Here is a 23,345-nt window from a genome sequence, read left to right on the forward strand (position 1 = left end):
AACGGATCTCATCTGGTGGCGCTGGTTAGGGCCGGAGCGAAGTTCAGAAACGGAGAGCTGATAGAAGGAAGCGAGGAGAAGGTCGCCGCGTGACCCGACCTCGATCCACAAGATTTGCAAATATCTCCCGCAAGAGCTCCGCAATAGATTTGCACTCTGCAATATCCGGCGCGCTGTGGAGAGACTCTGCGGCGGTCCTACCGAGCCTACAGATAGGGGACCGTCTGGGGACCCTCCGGCAGCACGCACAGCCGGGAGCCCGGGCCGGCCTCGTCGAGGGCCTCGCGGACCGTCTCTCCCACGTTCCAGGTCTTTTGCAGGTGGGCGGCTTCGAGGCGATCCTCTTCGAGAAAGTCGCTGTACACCAGCACCCGCGCCTTTTCCTGGACCTGGGCCTGGATCTGTACCTGCCACTGGTCCGGCTCGGTACGCTCGCGGCCCTCTATGGAGCGTAGCAGCCCGCCTATCGTGGAGCCGGAGCCCAGCATCCGGTCGTACTCGCCGCCGTCGGGCAGGCCGTCGCGGCACTCGGCGGCGCAGACGATCACACCGCCTTCTTTGACCACTTTCTCGGCAGCGGACATGCCTTTCACGGCCTGGTAGAGATTCTGGTCCAGCGGGTAGCCAGAGTTCGTGGTCAGTACCACGTCGAACGCCTCTTCTAGCTTTACCATCGCGATGTTCCGGGCGGCTCCGCAGGCCGCGTCGTGCATGGCGAAAATCTCGCCGCCGAAAGCCGAAACGACGTGTTGCTCGCGGTTCAGGATCACATCCAGGGCGAAGTCCACCCCCGTAGCGGCGGCGATAGCCCGCACGTCGTCGTGTACCGGATTGCCCTCGCGTACGCCCCACGTGGCCTCCGGACTCCCGATGCGGGCCGCGTCGTGCAGGGTAAGCACGGTATCCAGCCCGGCCAGACCCGGCGCTACCATCTTCGGGCCGCCGGAAAACCCGGCAAAGAAGTGGGGCTCGACGAACCCGGTCGTGATCCGCACGTCGGCCCTGGCCCACTCCAGATTCAGCCACGTCGGCACCCCGCGCCCAAACTCGCCCATATACACCAGCGAGTACGAGTTGCGGCAGTCGTGGTTCACGACCCGTACCCGGCCGAGCAACTCCTCGCCGAGCATGTCCAAGAGCTCTTCGCGGGTGTTGCCCCGGTGGGTGCCGGTCGCGACCAGCACGACTACGTCCTCCGGCTCGACTATCCCGTCGAGCTCGTCGAGCACCACCTGCAGCATCACTTTCCGGGGCTGGGGCCGTGTAACGTCACAGATGGAGATCGCAACCTTCTGACCGGGGCGTACGAGATCCCGCAGGGGCGGCCCGGACACGGGTCTTTTCACGGCCTCGCGCAGGAGCCCGGCAGGGTCCTCAGCCCCGGGATGGTACTCGGGCTCTACCACGGTGGCCCGGTCCCCCGGCACCTCTACCGGTAGACCATCGGTGCCGTAGGCCAGCCTCACCTCCACGTCTCCTCCTTCCCGAGTATCTCCTCGTGCAGCAACGTGACTCTAGGCCAGGGCCCGCGCCCGCAGGCCGCCGGCTCTAATCCTCCTGACTATCGCGGACCGAGCGGACCATGTCTTCCTGGGAGCGCCCGGTCTCGTCCCGGCGGTCGTCCATCTTCAGGATGGTGTACACCCGCCCGGCGCCCTGACGAAACACCGCCTCCTGGGCGCCGGCAAGGGCCTCGAAGAGCTCCCCGGGTGAGTCGGCCTCCACACTGGTCCCGGTCGCGGTCAGGGTGACCCGGAGCCCGGACGCCTCCAGCTCCGAGACCGCCGCGGCCACGTACTCGCTGACGCTGGACGAGCCCGTCCCTATGGGTATTACGCTGATCTCCGCGTTGACCATGTCCCTCCTCCGAAGATTATTTAGGCGGGCATCCGGGCCCACCCGGCCCTCTTACCCACGGCCAGTTTATACTTTCCGGCGGCCCGGCGGTTCAGCGTCCGTTAGCCACGAGCTCCCCCAAAGACCGGTACGCACCGCCGGAGACCGGCTCGGAAGGGGCGGCTCATCCATCCTGGCCACCCTCCGGCGTATCCCTCGATACACCCAGCCGGCGCGCGACCGGGGCGGCGCTCAGGCCATACACGGCAACGGTTGCGAGGATGACGAGGAATGCCAGCGGCGCGAGCGCCTCCGCCCCGGGCACCCCGGCGGCCGAGAGCTTCAGCCCGAACACCGAGGCGACGGAGGCGGCCACTATCCCGCGAGGCGCCATCCAGGAGAGGAAGGCCCGCTCGCGTCCGGAGAGGCCTGAGCGGTAGGTCGAAGCCAGGACCGCGAGCGGGCGCACCACGAGTACCAGCCCGAGCACGAAGAAGAGAGTGCCGAGGGTGGCCACGGCGCCCAGCTCCTCCAGACCCAGCCGGGCGGAGAGCAGGATGAAGAGTATCGCCAGAAACAGCTCCCGCAGCTCCTCCTTGAAGTCTATGATGCCCTCGACGGCGACCCTCCGCTGGTTGGCGAGCACCAGCCCCATGAGCGTAACCGCAAGCAGCCCGGACTCGGCCCGGATCAGGTCGGAGACCGCGAAGGTTAGCAGCACTACCGCGAGCGTCACGCCGTTCCTCAGATGCTCCGGCACCCATCCCCGTAGCAGGACCACGAACAAGAATCCCCCGCCCGCCGCCCCCGCGAGCAGGCCGGCGAGGACGGTCAGGGCGAAACCAGCCAGCAGGGACGCGGGCTCCTCCCCCGAGCTCGCCGCGAGGATGCCCTGGAAGACGAGCACCGCGAGTATCGCGCCTATCGGGTCCACGAGTATCCCCTCCCATTTCAGGGCGGAGTTGAGCCGCTCTCTGGGCCGCGCGTGCTCCAGCAACGGCAGCACCACCGTCGGGCCCGAGACCACGAGGAGAGCGCCGAGCAGCACCGAGACCTGTATCCCGAGCCCCAGCAAATAGTATGCGGCCACGGAGGTAAGGAGCCACGTCAGCAGCACCCCGACGCTTATCAGGCCCCGCACCGCCCTCCGCACACCGCGCACCTCCGCTACGCGAAGGTTCAGGCCGCCCTCAAACAGGATCACCGAGACCAGCAACGACGCCACGGGGGATAGAAGGTCGCCCAGCAAGGCATCGGGATCTATTATCCCGGTAACCGGCCCGACCAGGAGCCCGACCAAGAGGAGACAAAGTATGGAGGGTATGCCCAGCCGCGCGGCGAGCCACTGGGCCCCGACCCCGGCCGCCACGACGCCGCCGAGCCCCAGCAGCGGTTCCGCTACGGCCACGGTGTATGGCCTTTTCGTAGGGCTCCGTCGAGCGTGGCGGGGTGAGCCGTGGGTCTCCGGCAGGTTTCACCGGGCGGAGGCCGTCGAGCCTCCGGCGCGTCTGTCAGGGAGCCTGCTTCGGCCCGGAGCATATTGTTAGATCCGACCATGACGAATACGCAACCTCACGGCCCCGGCCTTTATGAGCTTTATGACGCTTCTCATTACGGTCATTATGGCTGACGCCGTTGAATCTGCACGCGGAGGCGCGTGGCGAACGCGTGGCGGACACCCGGCTTCCCCGCGTCCAGGTTTTCCTATCCGGCTGGTAGCGGTTCAGCCAGAGACGAGGGTAAGCGCTTTATCTCCGCAAGTTACCGCCACTACTAATCGTGAACCGAGGAGCACCCGTGCCCTGGCCGGAGAGCGCCGCGGCTGGATGACGCCTGGTTAATAGATGCCTGATCGGGGGCTGCGGCCCATCTCTCAGTACGAGAGGTCCACGGGCTCGACGCACGAGGCGTCGTCGTTTGCGGGCCGGTTGACGTGGGTGCTCACGGGATACGCCCGCATGCTCTCCGAGGCGTGGGGCGCCAGCAGGGGAAGTAGCTTCTCGGCGTCGCTGGTGCCGGGATCCAGCCACGGGCCGTAGTGCTCGGGGGAGAGTATCACGGGCATCCTGTGGTGGATACCGCTCATCAGCTCGTTGGCCTCCGTCGTGATAATGGTCGTGCTCTGTATCTTCTCCCCCTCGGCGGACTCCCAGCTCTCCCACAGCCCGGCGAATGCGTAGGGTGAGCCGTCGGACATCTGGAGGTAGTACGGCTGTTTGGGGCCGGACTCCCCGGCTGCGGGACGTTGCCACTCGTAGAAGCCGTCGGCCGGGATCAGGCACCGCCTCCGCTTTAGCGCCGCCTTGAAGGCCGGCTTGCGGGCGACGCTCTCGGCGCGGGCGTTGATCATGCGCAGTCCTATGCCGGGGTCGTCGGCCCAGTGGGGAACCAGGCCCCAGCGCAGCTTTCTGAGCCTGCGTCGTCCCTCCGCATCCGCCCCGACGGCGGCTATATCGGCGCCCGGAGCCACGTTGAAGCTCGGGGCGAGCCGTGGCGACTCGCCCGAGACGCCGAAGCGTCCGGCGAGACCCTCCACCGTGGTAAGTGTAAACCTGCCGCACATACGGAGATTATCCCCGTTTGCGCAGGCTTCTCAACCCGGATTCCAGAAGAGATCGTCTCATTATCTACCTCACGAACTCCCGGAGGTTGTCCCAGAGTATGTACAGACCTATGGCGAGGACCGCGAAGACCACGATCTCCCAGAAGAACTGGTACAGCAGAAGCAGGGCCGCCACCACCGCGAGACCGGCGTTGGCGCTGCCGACCAGGCTGGTGAGCCTGCCCCGGAAACCGGCCTCCACGAACGCGAACAACGAGAAGCTCAACACCAGCGCCACCAGGATGTGATCCCGTTGGTAAGTCGCCACGACGACCAGCACGATAAGCATCAGCCCGACGCTCACCGCGGCCCACAGCTCGGCGATCCGGCCCGCCTTTATCTGCACCTCGGAGGCCGGTCGCTGGGGGTTCGCGACGTGTACGTCCACCGGCCCCCGCTCTCCCCGCCGGAGCCTCTCGGCGTGCCGGGCGAGGGAGCCTTCCACGAGCTCACCGGTCGCCACCTCCTCCCGCAACCCTCTCGCCTCCGAGGACAATGCCTGGATGCGCTCCCGGCGCAGACGGTACGGGTCTTCGAGGTGCGAGAGGTCGCGCATGGCGGCGGCCTCCATCCCGAGCCGCTTGAGCTCGCGGTCCTTCGTCTCTATCTCCGCCCGCGCCGCCTCCCGGCGGGCACGGATCTCCTCCATCCTGTGGCTTATGGTCGCGGCCTCTTCGCCGATGGTCGGGACCTTGTCGAGCCCGGCCCAGCCCACGGGGTCATACCACTCGCGGCTGATGCCCTTGTCCCGGTCGTACATGGGCCCGGCGGGCGCGTCCTCGCCCTCGAACGGGTCCCGAGTGTACAGTCCCCACAGCCCCCGGTACTCCGACACCCATCCCGGCGGCGGGTCGCCCATCACACGGGGCTCGTCCCACTCGTGATCCCCTCCGGGGCCGACGGTCAGCCCGTCTCCCCTGGCGTAGTCCACGAACGGGATGCTGAAGCGTTTGAGCGGGTCACGGTCCGTGTACTGGCGCAGGGCGTCGTTCCAGACCTTCTCGGCGGCGTCGCGGAGGCGCGCCAGGGGCTTGGGGGGCCGTATCTCTAGCTCCGTGAGGTACTCGCCCCGGACGTACCGGCTGGCGTGGGAGCCGCTACACACGTAGACGACCGGATGATCGTCCACCGTCTCCAGCTCCGGGTCGTCCCACCGGCGGCGCAGGTCGTCGCCGGTCTCGTTGTGTGCCGAGTAGGCTGCCCACTCGGGCACCACCCCGCCGCTCTCGGTGCGCGAGAGGTAGACAAAGACCTTCTCCCAGTCGGCCTCGTGGTCGTTGGCACCGTAGTAACCCGAGCGCCAGTCGTTGAAGGCGTAGAACAGCCAGTACTGAAGCACGATCCAGCCGTTCTGCCGCACGACCCGCCCGTGGTAGCGGTAGTGCTCGTCCTCGTGCATCGCCCGCCGGTACGTGTCGAGCGCCTCCTCGACGGCCTCGCCGGGGACGCGGCCCCGGGCCAGCAGGGCGAGCGAGTACAGGGCGTCGGCGAACCGGGAGACGTACCCGACCCGCGCCAGACGGCCCCGGCCGGGCCGGAAGAGCTTCCTGTGCCGGGCCAGGCTCTTGCGGTGATCCAGCCAGGGCCGCAAGGTCTGGTCCCTACGGCTCCTGTTGCCCTCGCCGGCGGAGTCGGTCACGATCAGGTAATGCACCGCGCCGAACTCGTCGTCGGGCTGCTGGGCGAGCCGCTCCAAGTTTAGCTTGCCCCGGCTGGCGGCCCGCACCGCTTCCTCTCCGGGACGCTCGACCCACAGTGCGCAGGCCTCGACGTAGGGCTCGACGTCCATCGGGTAGAACCTCTCGCCCTTCGTGAACCGCAGCGCCGGCTCGTATCGCCGCAGGAGCTCCCGGTCCGTGGCGTCCGCCCCGACCTCCGCCCCGCTCGTGCGGCCAACCACTATCCCACGCTCCCGGGCCAGAGCCGGATCGGGGCGTGCATTATGGTGCGGACGTCTCTGGAGTTCAGATACAGTATGGTGAGCACGCAGTAGGCCATCACCGGGTAGACAAAGGCCGGCGCGATCCCGGTGTACAGGAGCAGGCACGCCCCGAGACAGAGCCCCTGTGAGACGGACGCGACCACCCAGCCCTTGCGCCTGAGCAAGAACCACATGCCGGAGAGCAGCATCAGGGCGGCGGACGGTACGAACAGCACCACGATCAGCGCACCCCCGCCCTCCGCGCCGCCGGAGAGCAGCCCCTCCACCACCTCACTCCAGCCGATGCCCTCGGCGAGGCTCTGCCGGCTCACCACCGCCAGCCAGTACAGAACCAGCCCGCCGAGCCCCAGAGCCTGTACCACGAGCAGCGTCCCGACTATCCTGACGGGCCGGTAATATGCCCGCTCCTCACTCACCGGGGCCAACCCGCGCATCCCCCGGACGTCCCGTACGGACCCGGGCTCCCCGCCCAGGCACCGCCGTCTCTCTAATCTCTCTCGAATTCCGGGGACCGTGAAGCATCCTGCGGGTGAGTCTACAGTAAACTCGTCTCCGGCGTCCGTACCCGGCAGGATGTCCGACAGGGAGCACCGGAGAGCCGGAAGACCAACGTACGAAAAAGGAGACTGCGGGTGGGTAAAGGGCACGTAGACCCTCGCATAGACGATAAGCTGGAAGAGCTCTACAGGCGGCACCTCGACGCCGAGGAGCCCACGCTCGCAAAATACTACACTCCCGGGCGCGGGTACTACCCTCCCGAACTGGCCGGGGAGGAGCGGGACCATTTCGGCGTCTGCCTGGTCTCCACCGACGGTCAGGTCTACGGGGCCGGCGACTACGAGCTACGCTTCGCGCTGCAGTCGCTCTCCAAGGTCTTCGTGTACGGCATGGCCCTCTGCGACCACGGCCGCGAGCGCGTCCTGGAGAACGTCGGCGTCGAGCCCAGCGGAAACGCCTTCAACTCCCTCGTCTTCGACGAGCGTTACAACCGCCCGTTCAACCCGATGGTCAACTCCGGCGCGCTCGCGACCACCGACCTGATCGCCGCCGAGGGCTACACGGAGGCCTGGGAGAGGATTCGCGGCACCTTCGGGGTGTACGCCGCCGACGACACCCTCGAGGCGGACGAGGAGATCTTCCGCGAGGAGATGCGCGACGCCGACCGCAACCGCGCGACCGCCTACCTCATGCGCAGCTACGGCATGATCGGACGCGAGGTGGAGAACACGCTAGCGCTGTATCTGAGGCAGTGCTCGATCCCGGTAAACTGCCAGGACCTGGCGACGATGGCCGCCACCCTAGCCAACGGCGGCACCAACCCCATAACCGGCAGGCAGGCCATCGAGCGTCCCTACGTGCGGGACATCCTGAGCGTGATGTACACCTGCGGCATGTACGACTTCGCCGGACAGTGGGCCTACGAGGTCGGCATACCGGCCAAAAGCGGCGTGAGCGGCGGCATCCTCGCGGTCATCCCGGGCAAGTTCGGCATAGGGGTATTCTCACCGGGCCTCGACGTCCAGGGCAACAGCGTCCGGGGCATCGCCGTCTGCGAGGAACTGTCCGACCGTCTCGGGCTGCACGTGTTCGCCAACGAGAGCGAGGACGCGCTCCTGCAAGCATAGGGAGTCGGGGAGGGAGTCAGCGGGGCGCTACTCGCCCTCCACCCGCTTCCACAGATAGGTCTGATCCCCGGTGCTGAGGTTTATCACGAGCCTGTCGTACTCCTCGCGGAAGCCCGGGGTGTTCGCGAGCTCCTTCTCGCTGGCGAAGGTGAACGGGGGTGTGATCTCGGGCACCATTATGTAGTCCGGCTCCCGGGAGAGGATGTACTCGCCGTCGCTGGTCTGGTGTCCCGGCTTCAGGCTCGGGTACTTCTCGCCGTGGTGGGCTATGTAGCTGTCGTTGAGCCCGAGCATGTCCACGAGACGCAGATCCGAGTAGTATCCGAACGCCCCGACCCCGTCCCTGGCTACCAGGGCATTCGGGGCATTCTCGTCGAACCAGTCGGCGGCGGCGTGCCGCCGCTCGGTCATGGACGCCAGATAATCGCCGTGCTTCTTCTCTTCCTTGACCTGATCCGGGACCCCGGACAGGAACACGGAGACCGCGAAGATCAGGGGCAGAGCCACGGAGACCGCCCCGAGGACGGATCTCGTGCGCGTCGAGGAGCCCGCCGCCGCGCGGAGCACCAGCCCGGACCCGACGACGGCCAGAGTGTACAGCACGGGCAACATCGGCTGTAAGAACCTGCCAAAAGGCATGTAGTCGCCCCCGGCGTAGACCACGTACGCCGCCCACACCGGCACGAGGCCTGTCACGGCGAGGTTCCGCTTCAAGAACCCACGGTGCGCCACGGCCCCGGCAATGACCAGGACCCAGGCCACGGGAAACCAGTTTTCCTGGGCGGTCTCCACGATGTACGGCACCCCCCAGCGCTCCATCACCTCCAGACCACCGGCCTTGGCGAACGCGGTATTCGGAATCGGGGAACCATAGTAGTAGAGCCGCCACAGCGTAACCCCGGCGATCACGAGCCCGCCCGGCAACGCGGCGGCGAGCGTCCTGCGCCACCGGGCTCCGCCGGACCACAGGGCGTAAGCCGCCGCGGCGAAGAGGAGCACCAGTGCGCCCTCGGGACGGGTTATGGCCGCCGCGCCGAGCAGCAGGCTGCCCGAAACGGCACACCACAGCTTCCCCCCTCCCCTGAGAAAGTATAGCCCGGCCATCACGAGGAACCCGAAGAACACCACCTCCAGGCCGGAGGCCGCGTAGTAAGCAAAGCCGGGCGCTAGAGCCAGGAGGAAAGGCGCGCCCACGGCCCCGGTGGCGGCCATGGGCCGGGATACACCGCTCCCGAAGAGCTCCTCGAAGCCCCAGGCCCACGCCAGGAGCAGCGTAAGCACGCCGAAGATCAAACCCAAAGCCACCGACACGGCGGGCAATCCGGCCCCGCTTATCCACGAGCCCACGGCTAGGGAGAGGGTCCACAGCAGGTTGGTGATCCCCTCGACCTGCTGGCCGTCGGGGTTGAACACCAGCCCCTCTCCGGCGAGCAGGTTCTGGGCGTAGCGAAACGAGATGTAGGCGTCCTCGTCCACGGCGCCCACGTTCGCGGCGCGAGACAGAAACAGGGCGACCGCCGCGGCCAACTCCGCGACTACGAGCACCGCCAGAGACACGACGCCCGCCAGCTCCGCCGGCTTTCTGGAGCATCCCGTCCTGATCCCGCCTCTCCCCGCCAGCTTCTCCGGGAAACCAACGCTTCGCTTCATACACTCCCGTTCGACTCCGGGGTCCCGCCCGAAACCCCATGCCCGCCCGACAACCCGGAAACACGAGACCCGGCGCCCCATCCCGCATAGCCACGTGCCGGCGGGATAGCGCCCGTTCCGCCTTCCAGGGACCCTACCAATCTCCACTAACGCCCAACGCTAACCGCGGACACTAGTGTACAGCGATCCAGGCGGCCGGATACGGCGTTTTACCCTCGATCGTGTGTACTCTTTAGAACTTTAGGGTATCTAGTGAGTACTGGTAAGGGGTGAAAGTTTGACGACACAAAGGGGATGGTAGCGAGATGGAGACCAGCACACGGACCCAAAAATCCACCGGACGGCCGCCGTACTGGGTGATCACCCACAGCGGTGGCCCTCCCGGCAGACGCCGGAGGAGAGAAGCCGCCTACCGCGACATCCTGACTCTGGAGACCGCCGGTAACAAGATACTGCCGCTATTCGGCTCCGAGACGGCGGCTTCGGAGTTCGCCGGACTCTACGAGGCCCAAACGGGGATGTCCGGCTGGGGGGCGACTCAGGCCTGGTCCGGGGAGCTCCTGATGCTCCTCTCGGCCAGCGGCTCGGGGGTCGGGGCGTGTTCGGGGGTCGGCGCGGTGACCTTCGATCCTCCAGTGGAGGCTATCGAGGATGACGGCCGGAGCCTCAAGCTCCTCGGGGTGCGCTGCTTCATGGATCAACTCCTGGGCCGCGGCGACCGGTGGTGGCGGAGCCGGTAAGAGGAGACCGCGTGCTGGCCTTTCTCATAGCCAGAGAGCCCGGCCATTACGAGGAACCCGGAGTCCACCGTCTCCGCCTCGGCCCTGGTGAGGGCCAGGGCGTTCCACCGGACCAATCCCGACCAGAGCCTTCTGGTGGCAGTGACTTTGCCGGTCTAGCGGCCGCCGGGTTCGGTCCCGCCACGGCTACCCGGAGACCACCGGGCGGCACACTTTGCAGGGTCTATAACCGGCCCGTACCGCCTCCGCCGCCGAGCGGAAGCGCCGGCGGTTTCCGGGCTTTATCTTCCTGGCGCTGCGGCAGGTGGCGTAACAGAAGATCGCCGTGGACGGAGACCCGAGGTACGGGGAACCAGAGATCTCCGCGACCGGCACACCCTCCCTTTCGAGTAGCCCAACCTTCTCTCCGGCTCCGAAAGCGTAGTCGCCGGTGGCACCGTCGTTACGGACCACCCGGTGGCAGGGGATGACCAGCGGCACCGGGTTACGCGCCATCACCGAGCCGACGGCGCGCGAGGCTCTGGGCGAGCCGGCCTCGCGCGCAACCCAGGCGTAGGGCCGCACCTCGCCCCGGGGGATGCCGCCCACCACCCCCAGCACCCGCTTCTGGAAGGCCGTAGTGCGCGAAAGATCCGTCGGGACTTCCGGGGTCTCTACCTTCTCCACCCGCTCCCCGGCTATCGCGGCGGCTACTCTGCGGGCCAGGATGCGTGTCCTCTCGTCCGTGCCCCAGGAGAGGAGCCTCCCGAAACGCTCTCTGTATAGCCGGGCGAACTCCTCTGGCGAGGCGGCCTTGCCAAGAGAGCGCACTCCCAGGTCGCTCGCCCCGACGTAGACCTCGCCCAGGGGCGAAGCGCACGAGAAGAGGCGGTCCGTTCCGGCCGCGAGCGCACGGTCTACCGTCTCCTCCGACTCTCTCGCCGGCATCTGGCGCGCCGCGGACTCTCCGAGCAGATCCTCGACCCATCTCTCGCCGTGTTCGTCATTCATGTATTCTCCCGGTTCTCTAGCGTGCCTGATCCGGCCCCGCTTCATCGGCTAGAAGCGTGCCCAGCCTTCCGATACCCCGGCGCACCAGGGTCTTACAGGTGTTCTCCGGCCATCCGGTCGCCGCCGCAACCCCGGCGTACGGCAGATCCTCCAGATAGCGGAGCGCCACCGCGACCCGCTGCCGCTCGGGGAGCTTCGCCAGGGCATCTAGCGCGTCCATCCAGGACTCTTCCCGAGCCTCATCCCGAGCTCCGCCGGGACTCGGTGCAATCTCGGGGACGGAGCGCTCCCGGTCACCCTCGCGCCAGACATTGCGCACCACATTCAGGGTGATGCGGTACAGCCAGGGACGCAGAGACAGCGACTCGATGCGCTCTTCCGGGTATCCGCCAAGCGCGGCGAAAGCCCTCGAGAAGGCCTCCTGCACCGCATCCTCGGCGGCCTCCGGGCCGCCCAGCAGGGCCCGGGAGTAGCGAAAGAGCTCGGCGCGGTGCCGCTCCACCAGCTCCCGCGGGGCGGCGGGGTCTCCCCCCGCCAGCCGCCGCGAGAGAGACTCGGGGCTGCCCGCTTCGATTCCCGCCTCGCCTCTCACCTCGCCTCCCGCATCTACATCCACCCCCGTGTAACACGCCGGGCGCCCGGAAAGTTTCACCCCGCCCGCTCCACGCATAAAAGGGACGAGTCAGGGGCGCGTACACGAAGCTCACCCCACGCTGTAATGTAGATGCGGTGAAGGCGTGATGCAGGCTCCGCGTGCGGTAGCATAACCGGTTCGATCCGGGCGCCTGGGTGGCTCAGATAGCCTGGAGAGTTCGTGGCGGGTCAAGCGAGTGAGTCAGGAGTAGAGATGCCGGGAACCGTGGAGGAGATCTACATAGCCCCCGAGGGTAGCGTGCAGATGCGGAGGGTGGAGTCAGCCAGCGCGCTCGCCGGATGCGGCCTGGACGGGGACCGTTACTGCGAGGGCACCGGATACTGGACGCCCATGGGTGACGTCTGCGAGGTAACCCTCATAGCCTCCGAGGACCTGGACTACATACAGACCGAGATCGGCCTGCGGGTAAAGAGCGGCGAGCACCGGCGTAACATCATCACCAGCGGCATAGACCTCTCCGGGCTCTCCGGCAAGCGATTCCGGGTCGGGGAAGCCATCCTACGCTACGACAGGCCGAGGCCACCCTGCAAGCACATCCAGGATCTCACGGAGCCCGGCATGACCCGGGCGCTGGTTGGCCGGAGCGGACACTGCGCCAGGGTCGTGCAGGCCGGCACCATCCGCCCCGGGGATGGCATCAAGCCCGAGTAATCCAAGGTAACCTGGAGTGATATGGAGTAGGCCAGCGTAGCCGCGGACCGGCTACACCGGGCAGGAGGCTATACCCTTCTTCTCGAAGTAACGCTGGTGGTACTCCTCGGCCCGGTAGAATGGCCCGGCGGCCGTGATCTCCGTTGCTATCGACTTCCGGAGCGCGGACTGGGCCCGCTCCTTCGAGGCCTCGGCGCTCCGGAGCTGATCCTCATCCTGGTAGAAGATCGCCGAGCGGTACTGGGTGCCGACGTCCGGGCCCTGGCGATTTTTCTGGGTGGGGTCGTGCAGACTCCAGAAAACGTCCAGAAGCTCGTCGTAGCTGACCTTCTCGGGATCGTACTCGACCTCTACCACCTCGGCGTGCCCCGTGCGACCGCTGCACACCTGCTCGTAGGATGGGTCGGCCACACTGCCGCCCGAGTACCCGACAGGAGCGTCGATCACGCCCGGCACCTTCCGAAACGCCGACTCCACGCCCCAGAAGCATCCTGCCCCGAAGATCGCACTCCGCGTACTGTTTGCCCCGGCACTACCGTTTTCCGACATATCCCGCTCCTCTATAAAAGCTATTCGTCAGCAGTATCGTGCTCCGCGCCCGCCGTGCCTCCGTACCTTACTCCCCGGAGATTCCGATCAGTATCAGGGCGAACGGCACAATGGCCGTTAGAATCAGCACCGCGTACGGGATTATCTCCGCCATCTCGACTCTCCTTCTCCTCGCTTCTCCAGGCTCCGACTAGCATCTCGGCTCCGATGCTCCGGCTGTACCGGTATTTTACCCTGGTTACGGCCCGTCTTCCGCGTTTTCGGGGATCTCTTTCCACCTCCCCGCGCCTTCCAGCCACGGCCTCCACTTCATCGCATCGCCTGTCTCGGAAGGGAGCCGGGCGATCGGAACGCGTTAAAGTCCCAGCCTCTAGGAGACGACAAAGAGACGACGAAGAGACGACAAGCTGGTTGCCGCCCTCACACGGCACGACGAGGACGGTCGTGGGGAGGGCGTACGGGATCAGCCCGCGCGAGATTTCATAAGAAGAATAAGAAGGCGAGTCGCCGCCAGTGATAATCCCGGCGAAGGGAGAGATAGTGGACCAGAATGCTCGGAGAATGGGATCGTCCCCCGGCCTAGAGGCCCCGGGAACCTTGGAGGCTGAAACCCCGGGGACCGGGTTTAGCCGCCGGGACTTTTTGAAGATGAGCAGCGCCGGGGTGGCGGGGGCAGCGCTGCTGGCGACGCCCGGGGTGGCCTCGGCCCGGACCCGGCCTTACGTGGACTTCAACGAGCATCGCGGGGGCCACTTCGACAAGGGCAGGAAGCGGGGAGTCACCGTCAGAAACGGCGTCCTGCGGCTCTCGAACCCGATGAAGAGGGGTAGCAGATACATCGGTATCCTCACCTCGCGGCCGGTTCGCACCTCCGTGGGCTTCGACACCATGATCCCGTCCTGGGAGGCAAGGACGCCGCCGGGGACCCGGATGCTGGTGCTGGTCAGGGTCCGCTACGGCGGCCGCTGGAGCTCGTGGATGAACCTCGGCAACTACTCCGCGGCGGGCCGCAGCCGCAGCGCGAGCCCGGCCTACGGAAACTGGCGCGTCGCCGTGGACACCATACAGTCGCGGCACGGGGAGCGGGCCGGAGCGTATCAGTATCAGTTGCGTTTGATCTCGTCCCGCAAGAACCGCAGCCCCGTAGTGCGGCGCTTCTCGACGGCTTCTTCCCAGGTCACGAACCACGGCAGGTTCATAGATTCTGGGAACCTGAAGCGCGCCTATGGTGAGAGCCTCCCCGTACCCCGCTTCTCCCAGTACGACTACGACCGGGGCGCGGCCTGGTGCAGCCCGACCTCCATGAGCATGGTGCTGGGCTACTGGAGCCGCCGCACGAATCGCAGAGGCTGGAGGCGGACCCCGCCCCAGGTCGCCCCGCGCGTGTACGACGCCGGAGCCCGCCTGTGGGGCAACTGGCCCTTCAACACCGGATTCGCCGGACATCTAGGGCTGGAGTCCAGCGTGACCCGCTTCAACTCGTTGCAACAGGTCGAACGCTGGATAGACAAGGGTATACCCGTGATCGCGAGCGTCGCCTGGGACAACCGCTACCGCGGCCGGAGGCTGAACAACGCCTCCATACCCCGCGCCACCTACGGGCACCTGATGGTGATCGTGGGCTTCACGAACAGAGGAGACGTGATCGTCAACGACCCGGCCGCCTCCCCGCGCCGGACGGTGCGCCGGGTCTACGACCGGGGCCAGTTCCGCCGGGCCTGGCTGAACAGCGATCGCTGGCTGGGCGGACGCTCGGACGGCGTCGTGTACCTCGTGCATCCCAGAGGCTGGACCACGCCATACAACTACGCCTCCAACGGTAGCTGGTAGGCCGGAGACTATCTTTCCAGAGTTTCCAGAGAACGCTGCATCCAGCGCGGGAACCTGGACCAGAAGACCCGCTGGGATAGCTCCCAAGCACCGGCGAAGGGGCCCCGGACGAGGCTATCGAGCTGTAGCGTGACCCCGGTACCGCCTCCGGGCTCGGGCTCCGCCCAGAACTGGAGCCTCGTCGGGCGGGACAGGCGCAGGCTCAGGGCGTAGCTTCCGTAGAAGTACTTGAGGTCCCGGTAGGCGACGCTCTGAGCCTCCGGGCCTTTTACCTCCCCGATCACCCCCGCGAAGTTGATAAACGGCCCGTGGTGGACGTTCAGGACTCCGGGCTCGAAGTCCCCGCCCACGAACTCGACCCTGAAGGGCCAGATCTGGCCCTCCGTGAATGTCGCCGGGTCGTTTAGCCAGCGCCACACCCTATCCACGGGGTACGGCGTCTGGAATTGCTTGCGGTAGGAGTGACGGACAAAACCGTCGGGCGCGCCGTTCGGCGCCTCCGGGACCCGCGGGCTAGGCGTACCGACGGCCGCCCCTACTCCTCGTCAGTCCTCGTCGCGGGACTCGACCTCGGCGGGCGGGCTGGTGGCCTCCACGGCGTTGAAGGTCTCCAGGATCTCGTACGTGTGAGAGGCACCTTTGGGCACGACCCAGGAGTCGCCGGGGTCGAGATCCACGACCTGTCCCTCCAGGTGGAGCCTTGCCCGGCCCCCGATCACGTACCCGACCGTCTCGTAGCTGCGCCGGGCCTCGGGCTTTGTCTCCCCGGGCTCTTCGCCGTCCCAGAGCCGCATGGAGACCGCCTTACCGTCGGCGAGATACTTCTGACCCATCTCGCCCCGGGGCGAGTGCTCTGAGTCAACCTTCTTGATGCTCTTGTCTTCGGACACGATCCTCCACTCCCATGCTCGCTTGCGCTCTTCTGTGCTCCTGCAACCCGTCTCGGTCTCACGATACCCACAAGACGGGGGATCTACTCTGGCGCGCCACAGACCCCGAGCCCGCGGGCGGCAGTCCCGGTATCATACCCACCCGGACAGGGTATCTAGTGATAGGAGTTACCGTAATGGGTGAGCACGAAGATACGGCGCAGGCGGAAGAGTTGAAGGATAGGCCGGAGGTCGTGCTGCTGGCCACCGGCGGTACGATAGCCTCGCGGCCGGACCCGGATGGCGGCGTCGTGGCCCGGGCTCCGGGAGAAGAGGTGCTCGACAGCGCCCCCCGGGTCCGGGAGCACGCACGGATCCGGGTGGAAGACGTGATGAACGTCGGGGCGTACCTGATGACCCCGGAGAGAATGATGACCGTCGCCGGACGCGTGAGGTCGGCGCTGGCCGACGAAGAGGTCGCCGGCGTCGTGGTTACCCACGGCACCGACACGATGGAGGAGACGGCCTACGTCGTGGATCTTCTACACGACGACGAGCGTCCCGTGGTCTTTACCGGGGCCCAGCGCAACGCAGCCGAGCCGGACACCGACGGCCCTCGCAACCTCACGGACGCCGTAAGGCTCGCCGCCTCTCCCCGGGCCCGCGGGATGGCTCCCACGATAATGATGTCCGGAAGCGTGGAGGCCGCCAGGGACGCGACCAAGGTGCACACCACGGCTCCCAGGGCTTTCGCCTCTCCGGGCCACGGGCCGCTGGGCGAGATAAACGACCGCGCGATCCACATCCCCCGCTCCCGGACGAGCCCGGACACCCTGGCCGGAGAGCCCCCGGAGTCCCCTCTGCCCCGCGTGGATCTCGTCAAGCTCTACGCTGGAGTGGACGGTCTCCTGGTACGCGCCTCGCGGGAGGCCGGAGCGGAAGGGGTCGTGATCGAGGGCTTCGGACTCGGCAACGCAAACCACGAGGTGATGGCCGAGGTAGAACGGTCCGTGGCAGCCGGCGTCACGGTAATGGTCGTCTCCCGTTGTGCCGAGGGACACGCGGCACCGATCTACGGTAACGGCGGCGGCCACGACCTCGCGGTGGCCGGCGCGATCTTCGGCGGAGACCTCGGAGGACAGAAGGCCCGGCTACTCTTGATGCTGGCGCTGGTCCGAGCCAGAGAAGGCGGCGCCTCAGACGTGCAGACCCTCCTCACGCCGCACCTGCAAGCCTGAATCCCCGGGTCCCAACCTCCCGCGGCTCCCGTGGCTCCCGCGGCCAGCCGCCTCCCCGGCTCCGGGTTTGCGTTGCGCACCGGACGCGCCTCTAGCAGAATACCGCCCACGATCCGCGATCTTCCGAGAAGGAGGCCAGATGGCTGAGAAGGAAATTCTTGTAGCGTACGGGGTGGATGTGGACGCCGTGGCCGGCTGGCTCGGCTCCTACAGCGGCGAGGACTCACCCGACGACATCTCGCGCGGGCTGTTTGCCGGCGAGGTTGGCTCACAGAGGATGCTCGACCTCTTCGACCGCTACGGTATAAAGACGAGCTGGTTCATCCCCGGCCACTCCATAGAGACCTTCCCGGGCGAGATGGCCGAGGTGGTACGGCGCGGCCACGAGGTCGGTGTTCACGGATACTCCCACGAGAACCCTATAGCGATGACCGAAAAGCAGGAAGAGAACGTCCTCCTGCGCTCCATAGAGCTGATAACAGACCTCCGCGGCGACCGCCCCACCGGCTACGTCGCCCCGTGGTGGGAGTTCTCGAACATAACTAACGAGCTGCTCCTAAGAAACGGCATCAAGTACGACCACTCGCTGATGCACAACGACTTCTCCCCGTACTACGTGCGCGTCGGCGACTCGTGGACCAAGATAGATTACTCAAAGCCCGCCGCCAAGTGGATGGAGCCCCTCGTGCGCGGCGAGGAGACGGAGCTTATAGAGATACCGGCCAACTGGTACCTCGACGACCTGCCCCCGATGATGTTCATCAAGGGCAACCCCAACAGCCACGGCTTCGTGAACCCCAAGGACATAGAGGATCTGTGGCGCGAGCAGTTTGACTGGGTCTACCGTGAGCTCGACTACGCCGTGTTCACCATGACCGTCCACCCCGATGTCTCGGGCCGGCCACAGAACCTCTTGATGCACGAGCGACTCATCGAGCACATAAACTCTCACGATGGCGTGCGGTGGTGCACCTTCGACGAGATCGCCGACGACTACGCCAGCCGCAACCCGCACCCGGATGGCAAGGGCTAACCGTGTGCGTCCTCTGCGGCGACTCCATTACCCACCTGCACTGGACCGAGGAGAGCCGCCACGCCTCTGCGGTGGGCGGCGCCCAGGAAGATAGCCGAAACACGGACCCCCAGGGCAGTCTACGGCGCGAGCGGATAAACCGGGCCCGGTTGGCAGACACGCTGGTAAGGTTCTACGGGCTCAAGCTAAGGGAGACACCGGGCAGGGACTACCAGCTCTCGGACGGCAAAGGTCGCTCGGCCCTCGTCGGGGATCTAGGGGAGCTGTGGCCCGAGGCCGAGCGGCTCGCCGGGCGCCCCGTGGACCCGCTGGACCCCGCACTCGTCGCCTCTCTCGGAGAACCTTCGCGGAAGTCCGGGCCTTGAACGGGGATCTTGAAGCGTGCAGTCTCCACACTGACGATGCTAACGGTACCGGCGGCAAGCTACCGGTAACGGTCGTGACCGGGTTTCTCGGTAGCGGCAAGACCACTTTGCTCTCGCGAATCCTGCGAGACCCGGCGCTCGCGAACACGGCGGTGCTGGTGAACGAGATCGGTGAGATCGGGCTAGACCACCACCTCCTGGAGCGCGTGGACGAGACGACGGTGCTCCTGGAGAATGGCTGCGTGTGCTGTACCCGGCGCGGGGAGCTCGCGGATGCGCTGCGGGATCTCCTGGAGCGCGAGTCCAGAGGAGAGACCGGAGGGGGAGCATTAGAGCGCGTGGTCGTCGAGACCAGCGGCCTGGCGGACCCCTCCCCGATCCCCTACACCATCCTCTCAGACCCTGTGCTGCGGCACCATTACGCTCCGGGACGGGTTGTCGCAACCGCCGACGCGGTAAACGGGGCGCTCCACCTGCGGGACAACCCGGAGTCGGTAGCCCAGATCGCGGCCTCTGACACGGTCTGCATTACCAAGGGAGACCTGGCCGATGGACAGACCGTAGGAGATCTGGAGCCCAGCATCCAGAAGATAAACCCCCACGCCAGGCTGGTTTCAGCCGGTAGCCAGGTAGCCTCGGACGTCTTTGGCTCCCCGCAACCGCAACGGGACTCCACACCGGGGGACGCGCACCCGCAAACCGGTAGAGTCTCACACTCCGCCCACCACCTCGCAGACAACCGTTCCGGTGGTCCAGGCAGCGTAGAGACACTCTCGCTGACCTTCGGTGAACCACTGGACTGGACGGCGTTCGGCGTGTGGCTCTCTGCTGTGTTGCACGCCCACGGCGAGAAGGTGCTTCGCGTAAAGGGACTGCTGGATGCGGGAGGCCCGGGACCGGTCTCGGTAAACGGCGTCCAGCACGTTATACACCCGCCGCATCACCTGGAGCACTGGCCCGGAGACGCCGGGGGAGATAGCGGCCCGCAGAGTTCATCAGAGCGCCGCTCCCACCTGGTATTCATAACCCGGGACGTGGATACCGCCACGCTGGAGGAGTCGCTGAGAGCCTTTACAACGCTCGACCACCCGGCACCATAAGATTAATAATAGCCTCTGCAAACCTCGCCAGCCCCATTAGCCGCTATTCCGTGGAGCATAGGGGGCACAGGCCGCCCAGCATGATGCTCTTGCGGTCCACGACAAACCCTCCGCCGCCAGAGACTCTCAGGCTATTCACGCCTTCAAGGTATACATCGTAAAGCCGGCCGCAAGAGCTGCACCGGAAGTGGTGATGCTCCGGGTCGAGGTTGGCATCGTACAGTAAGGCTCCTCGTACCTCTACCACCTGTAGTAGCCCGGCCCGGACGAGCTCAGATAGTGCGTTGTACACGGTGGCCCGTCCCAGGTCCGGCAACTGTTGCCGGGCCCGGTCGAACACCTGCTCGGCGGTCAGATGCCGCTCCGATTCCTCCGTAAAAGAGGACCACACCGCCCGGCGCTGGGCCGTAACCTTCATCCCGGCCCCGCGCAGCCGCTCCTCGGCCTCTAGTTCGTTCCGCCTCATACGGTGCATGTACAACCGTCCTATACCCCTCGCAAACAGATGTCTGAAACTCTACGCTAGCAGGCCTGTCCCCGTAAATACGAACACCGCGGCGGTTCGGACGTATTACATGGGCACCAGACACAAAAACGCGGTACGGCGTCCTGGTGAACGCCGTACCGCGACTCTGGCCCCTTATCCCGGGCCGCCTGGGACCCTCGGATCGTTTTGGAGGAGACTAGCTTATGCCGAGCTTCTTGGCGATCTCGTTCACGTCCTCCTCGCTGACGCCGGGGGCAAAGACCTGCGGCTCCGCGTCGAGATCCGGCACAGGCCCACCCTCGGGGATCTGGTCCAGCACCTCGCGCTCCTCGCCGGTATCCACCTGCGCGCCGTTCCAGATCTGGCCCATGTCGTTGTAGTCGTTCTGGCTGAACTTGTAGATAAACTTGTGGAAGCCCTTGTCCATGAACTTCTTGGCGTGCGGGAAGTTCTTGCTCTCGATCTCCGGGATCGGCAGCAGCTTGGTGGCGTCCACGCCGGTCAGGTCGCCGAGCGCCTTGGCGTAGGCTTCCTGATGCACGCCGCCCCGGCAGATGAGGTACCCGATCATCTCGCGCGCCACCGGGTTACTCGTGGCCTCGTAGACCCGGATCTTGCCCATCCTGGCGCCGCTCTCCAAGAAGAAATTGTGCAGCAGGTCGAGCCGGAGGTTGCCGCTGTTGAATACGTTGGAGCTGTCCCAAGGTATGCCGCCCGGGTCCATCGGGAAAGATGACTGACCGGTGAACAGAAAATGCGCCGGGTTGCCGGCCTGCTTGGCGGCCGAGAGCGGCTCGCCGTCGGTGGCACCGTACGCCTCCGAGCCACCACTGAGCATCAGGTTGATCGTGTTCGCAACCAGCTCGACGTGACCGAGCTCCTCCGCGGCGATGTTGGCGATGAGGTCATAGTAGGGCTTGACCTTGCTCTTGGCCCTCATGTTGAAGGACTGGTGCATGTAGTTCATCAGGGTGGACATCTCGCCGAAACGTCCGCCCATGAGATCCTGCACGACCGCAGCCGCGTCGGGATCCGCCTCCTTGGGCTGCGGCAGCTCTACCTGTAGCTTGTCTATGCGGAGAAACATACCCCTCCTTCTAAACCGGTTGCCCGGTACTCGTTAGATGCCCTTCCAACTCCACTAACTCCGTGTCTGGATTACCCCCAGACACCGGCCATAAAAACCATCCACCGACGATTTTTCGCGCCGTCATCCCGTAACCGTTATCTTAACGATTATGATTCCTAATTTAGACGACGTCCAAACAAAGGTCAAGCCGGGAGGGTTGCCCCCCTCCCGGCCCGATACGCTTCGCATCTTCTCCTGCTCCCTCTGGGCTTCCGCCCAGCTCGGGTAAGCTCGGGTACTTCCGGGATTCTCAGGCCGAGGGTCCGGCCTCCATTACCTCCCGGTCCACCTCGCCTTCGAACTTCAGGAAGTTCTCCCGGAAGAGTGAGGCGAGACGTTCGGCCTGTTTATCGTAGGCCTCTTTGTCGGTCCAGGTCGCACGGGGGTCCAGTATCTCGGTCGGCACGCCCGGCACCTCCTCGGGGATGTTGAGCCCGAAGAACGGCTCGGTGCGGGTGCTACCGGGCTCTAGTCTGCCCTGTATTACCGCCCGGACCATCTCACGGGTTGCGGCTATGTCTATACGCTCGCCTTCACCGTAGGGGCCGCCGGACCAGCCGGTGTTGATCAGGTAGCACCGGCTGCCGTACTCCCTCAGCTTCTCCGAGAGCATCCGGGAGTAGGTGGTCGCCGGCAGTGGCAGGAAAGGAGCCCCGAAGCAGGTGGAGAAGGTGGCCTCGACCTCCGACTCCATATCCGCCTCGGTTCCGGCGAGCTTTGCGGTGTAGCCGGAGAGGAAGTAGTAGGCGGCCTGCTCCGGCGATAGCTCACTGATAGGGGGCAACACACCGAAGGCGTCGGCGGTCAGGAAGAGGACGGCGGACGGATGGCCGCCCTGACCGCTCTGTACGGCGCCGTCTATGTGCTCCAGCGGGTATGCCACGCGGGTGTTCTCGGTTATGGAGCCGTCCGTGTAGTCGACCTCGCGGGTCTTGCGGTCAATGCCCACGTTCTCCAGCACCGCGCCGAAGCGTATGGCGTGGTAGATCTGGGGCTCTTTCTCTTCGGAGAGGTCTATGGTCTTGGCGTAGCATCCGCCCTCGAAGTTGAAGATCCCAGTCTCCGACCAGCCGTGCTCGTCGTCGCCGATGAGGTAACGCGACGGGTCGGCGGAGAGCGTGGTCTTGCCGGTGCCGGAGAGGCCGAAGAAGAGCGCCACGTCCCCCTCCTCGCCCATGTTCGCCGAGCAGTGCATCGGGAATACGCCCTGGTCCGCCGGCAACACGAAGTTGAGGACCCCGAAGATGGATTTCTTGATCTCACCCGCATAAGCCGTGCCACACACCAGCACGACCTTTCGAGAGAAGTCCAGCCCCACGAAGGTCTCCGAGGCCGTCCCGTCTCTCTCGGGATCGCAGAGGAAACCGGGTACGCTGATAACGGTCCAGTCCGGCTCGAACTCGTCGAGCTCTTCTCTTTTCGGCCTGCGGAAAAGCTGCTGGGCGAACAGCGCCTGCCAGGCGTTCTCGGCGACCACCTGCACCCCGAGGCTGTATTCGGGGTCCGCGCCGGCGTGGGCGTCTACCACGTACAGCTCGTCGAGGTTCTCCAGGTAAGAGGTCGCCCTGCGGAGTATCCTGTCGAAGGCCTCGGAAGAGAAAGGCTGGTTCACCGCGCCCCAGCCCACCGTGTCGCGGGTCGCCTCATCCTCCACGATAAAACGGTCCTTGGGCGAACGCCCGGTGCGTTTTCCGGTCTTTGCCGCCAGGGCGCCATTCCCCGCCAACAAGCCTTCTCTCCTGCGCACCGCCGCTTCCACGAGGCGCGCTGGGGGCAGGTTCTCGTGTACCGCCCCGAGGTGCATGAGACCGAACCTCTCCAAGGTTCTCTTGCGAGCCGCTACGTCCATCTTTCCCTCACCCCTTTTTGAATGGCCTGTAAACCTCTCACCCCAAAGCCTCGGGAGGATACGCTACGAGAAGTACATCTCGGACGTGAAGTCTAACAAACTACCCCGCTAACCGCCGTGAGGGTACACGGCCGACTCCCGGCCCGACGTCGGCCATCAGCATGGCAGAAAAGAAGGGTTTTCCACCCCGTTTTCCCGCACCAGA

The 23,345-nt window shown here is 65.9% G+C and carries 23 protein-coding genes; 8 read left to right on the forward strand and 15 right to left on the reverse strand.

Going from position 1 to position 23,345, the window contains the following annotated elements:
- Nucleotides 1-206: 206 nt before the first annotated feature.
- The 6 genes from larA to ABD53_RS10685 form a co-directional block, all read right to left on the reverse strand.
- Nucleotides 207-1,472: a nickel-dependent lactate racemase gene (larA, locus tag ABD53_RS10660; protein ID WP_047865789.1), complete on the reverse strand. Its 1,266-nt coding sequence runs from the start codon at nucleotides 1,470-1,472 to the stop codon at nucleotides 207-209.
- Between the two features lie 76 nt (nucleotides 1,473-1,548).
- Nucleotides 1,549-1,857 carry an MTH1187 family thiamine-binding protein gene (locus ABD53_RS10665; protein WP_047865790.1) on the reverse strand — a complete coding sequence of 103 codons (309 nt, stop codon included), beginning with the start codon at nucleotides 1,855-1,857 and terminating at the stop codon, nucleotides 1,549-1,551.
- Between the two features lie 163 nt (nucleotides 1,858-2,020).
- Nucleotides 2,021-3,244 (reverse strand): cation:proton antiporter, encoded by a 1,224-nt coding sequence (locus ABD53_RS10670; protein WP_053057952.1) that lies wholly within the window; start codon nucleotides 3,242-3,244, stop codon nucleotides 2,021-2,023.
- 465 nt (nucleotides 3,245-3,709) lie between these two features.
- Nucleotides 3,710-4,399, reverse strand: coding sequence for an SOS response-associated peptidase (locus tag ABD53_RS10675; RefSeq protein WP_047865791.1), 690 nt, complete (start codon nucleotides 4,397-4,399; stop codon nucleotides 3,710-3,712).
- 64 nt (nucleotides 4,400-4,463) lie between these two features.
- Entirely contained in the window at nucleotides 4,464-6,338 is a 1,875-nt protein-coding gene (locus ABD53_RS10680) for a hypothetical protein (RefSeq protein WP_047865792.1), read from the reverse strand.
- Entirely contained in the window at nucleotides 6,338-6,805 is a 468-nt protein-coding gene (locus ABD53_RS10685) for a hypothetical protein (protein WP_152670737.1), read from the reverse strand. The genes ABD53_RS10680 and ABD53_RS10685 overlap by 1 nt, the downstream gene beginning before the upstream one ends.
- Before the next feature lie 207 nt (nucleotides 6,806-7,012).
- Here ABD53_RS10685 and glsA point away from each other — a divergent pair, with 207 nt between their 5' ends.
- A complete protein-coding gene (gene glsA, locus ABD53_RS10690; protein WP_200900365.1) occupies nucleotides 7,013-8,005 on the forward strand; it encodes a glutaminase A in 993 nt (330 codons plus the stop codon).
- Between the two features lie 27 nt (nucleotides 8,006-8,032).
- Here glsA and ABD53_RS10695 read toward each other — a convergent pair whose 3' ends face one another.
- Complete coding sequence (locus tag ABD53_RS10695; protein WP_047865795.1) at nucleotides 8,033-9,655, reverse strand: hypothetical protein; 1,623 nt, start codon at nucleotides 9,653-9,655, stop codon at nucleotides 8,033-8,035.
- Nucleotides 9,656-9,960: 305 nt separating this feature from the next.
- Here ABD53_RS10695 and ABD53_RS10700 point away from each other — a divergent pair, with 305 nt between their 5' ends.
- Nucleotides 9,961-10,395 carry a hypothetical protein gene (locus ABD53_RS10700; RefSeq protein WP_047865796.1) on the forward strand — a complete coding sequence of 145 codons (435 nt, stop codon included), beginning with the start codon at nucleotides 9,961-9,963 and terminating at the stop codon, nucleotides 10,393-10,395.
- Nucleotides 10,396-10,581: 186 nt separating this feature from the next.
- On the opposite strand, the gene ABD53_RS10705 is transcribed toward ABD53_RS10700, so the two are convergent.
- Nucleotides 10,582-11,385: a methylated-DNA--[protein]-cysteine S-methyltransferase gene (locus ABD53_RS10705; RefSeq protein WP_053057953.1), complete on the reverse strand. Its 804-nt coding sequence runs from the start codon at nucleotides 11,383-11,385 to the stop codon at nucleotides 10,582-10,584.
- A 16-nt stretch (nucleotides 11,386-11,401) separates the two neighbouring features.
- A complete protein-coding gene (locus tag ABD53_RS10710) occupies nucleotides 11,402-11,977 on the reverse strand; it encodes an RNA polymerase sigma factor (RefSeq protein ID WP_053057954.1) in 576 nt (191 codons plus the stop codon).
- A 255-nt stretch (nucleotides 11,978-12,232) separates the two neighbouring features.
- Between ABD53_RS10710 and ABD53_RS10715 the strand changes: the two genes are divergently transcribed.
- Nucleotides 12,233-12,691 (forward strand): MOSC domain-containing protein, encoded by a 459-nt coding sequence (locus tag ABD53_RS10715; protein ID WP_047865797.1) that lies wholly within the window; start codon nucleotides 12,233-12,235, stop codon nucleotides 12,689-12,691.
- 51 nt (nucleotides 12,692-12,742) lie between these two features.
- Here the strand turns inward: ABD53_RS10715 and msrA are convergent, their stop codons facing one another.
- Complete coding sequence (msrA, locus tag ABD53_RS10720) at nucleotides 12,743-13,240, reverse strand: peptide-methionine (S)-S-oxide reductase MsrA (protein ID WP_047865798.1); 498 nt, start codon at nucleotides 13,238-13,240, stop codon at nucleotides 12,743-12,745.
- A 597-nt stretch (nucleotides 13,241-13,837) separates the two neighbouring features.
- On the opposite strand from msrA, the gene ABD53_RS10725 reads away from it, so the two are divergent.
- A complete protein-coding gene (locus ABD53_RS10725) occupies nucleotides 13,838-15,070 on the forward strand; it encodes a peptidase C39 family protein (protein WP_160309677.1) in 1,233 nt (410 codons plus the stop codon).
- A gap of 8 nt (nucleotides 15,071-15,078) precedes the next feature.
- Here ABD53_RS10725 and ABD53_RS10730 read toward each other — a convergent pair whose 3' ends face one another.
- Together ABD53_RS10730 and ABD53_RS10735 are read right to left on the reverse strand one after the other, a co-directional pair.
- Complete coding sequence (locus ABD53_RS10730; protein ID WP_152670738.1) at nucleotides 15,079-15,498, reverse strand: hypothetical protein; 420 nt, start codon at nucleotides 15,496-15,498, stop codon at nucleotides 15,079-15,081.
- A 117-nt stretch (nucleotides 15,499-15,615) separates the two neighbouring features.
- A complete protein-coding gene (locus tag ABD53_RS10735; RefSeq protein ID WP_047865867.1) occupies nucleotides 15,616-15,903 on the reverse strand; it encodes a cupin domain-containing protein in 288 nt (95 codons plus the stop codon).
- 233 nt (nucleotides 15,904-16,136) lie between these two features.
- On the opposite strand from ABD53_RS10735, the gene ABD53_RS10740 reads away from it, so the two are divergent.
- The 4 genes from ABD53_RS10740 to ABD53_RS10755 all read left to right on the forward strand — a co-directional run bounded on the left by ABD53_RS10740 (nucleotide 16,137) and on the right by ABD53_RS10755 (nucleotide 19,675).
- Nucleotides 16,137-17,177 carry an asparaginase gene (locus ABD53_RS10740; RefSeq protein WP_047865801.1) on the forward strand — a complete coding sequence of 347 codons (1,041 nt, stop codon included), beginning with the start codon at nucleotides 16,137-16,139 and terminating at the stop codon, nucleotides 17,175-17,177.
- Between the two features lie 139 nt (nucleotides 17,178-17,316).
- Entirely contained in the window at nucleotides 17,317-18,210 is an 894-nt protein-coding gene (locus ABD53_RS10745; RefSeq protein ID WP_047865802.1) for a polysaccharide deacetylase family protein, read from the forward strand.
- Nucleotides 18,211-18,212: 2 nt separating this feature from the next.
- Nucleotides 18,213-18,575 carry a hypothetical protein gene (locus ABD53_RS10750; RefSeq protein ID WP_047865803.1) on the forward strand — a complete coding sequence of 121 codons (363 nt, stop codon included), beginning with the start codon at nucleotides 18,213-18,215 and terminating at the stop codon, nucleotides 18,573-18,575.
- The gene (locus tag ABD53_RS10755) at nucleotides 18,572-19,675 is read left to right on the forward strand and encodes a CobW family GTP-binding protein (RefSeq protein WP_084709531.1); all 1,104 of its coding nucleotides are present in this window, start codon (nucleotides 18,572-18,574) and stop codon (nucleotides 19,673-19,675) included. The genes ABD53_RS10750 and ABD53_RS10755 overlap by 4 nt, the downstream gene beginning before the upstream one ends.
- Before the next feature lie 43 nt (nucleotides 19,676-19,718).
- On the opposite strand, the gene ABD53_RS10760 is transcribed toward ABD53_RS10755, so the two are convergent.
- The 3 genes from ABD53_RS10760 to pckA all read right to left on the reverse strand — a co-directional run bounded on the left by ABD53_RS10760 (nucleotide 19,719) and on the right by pckA (nucleotide 23,140).
- Nucleotides 19,719-20,141, reverse strand: coding sequence for a Fur family transcriptional regulator (locus ABD53_RS10760; RefSeq protein ID WP_047865869.1), 423 nt, complete (start codon nucleotides 20,139-20,141; stop codon nucleotides 19,719-19,721).
- A 217-nt stretch (nucleotides 20,142-20,358) separates the two neighbouring features.
- Nucleotides 20,359-21,249: a manganese catalase family protein gene (locus ABD53_RS10765; RefSeq protein ID WP_047865804.1), complete on the reverse strand. Its 891-nt coding sequence runs from the start codon at nucleotides 21,247-21,249 to the stop codon at nucleotides 20,359-20,361.
- A 292-nt stretch (nucleotides 21,250-21,541) separates the two neighbouring features.
- Nucleotides 21,542-23,140, reverse strand: coding sequence for a phosphoenolpyruvate carboxykinase (ATP) (pckA, locus tag ABD53_RS10770; RefSeq protein WP_047865805.1), 1,599 nt, complete (start codon nucleotides 23,138-23,140; stop codon nucleotides 21,542-21,544).
- Nucleotides 23,141-23,345: the final 205 nt, after the last annotated feature.

Origin of the sequence: Rubrobacter aplysinae (genome assembly GCF_001029505.1) — a bacterium.
GTDB lineage: Bacteria > Actinomycetota > Rubrobacteria > Rubrobacterales > Rubrobacteraceae > Rubrobacter_A > Rubrobacter_A aplysinae.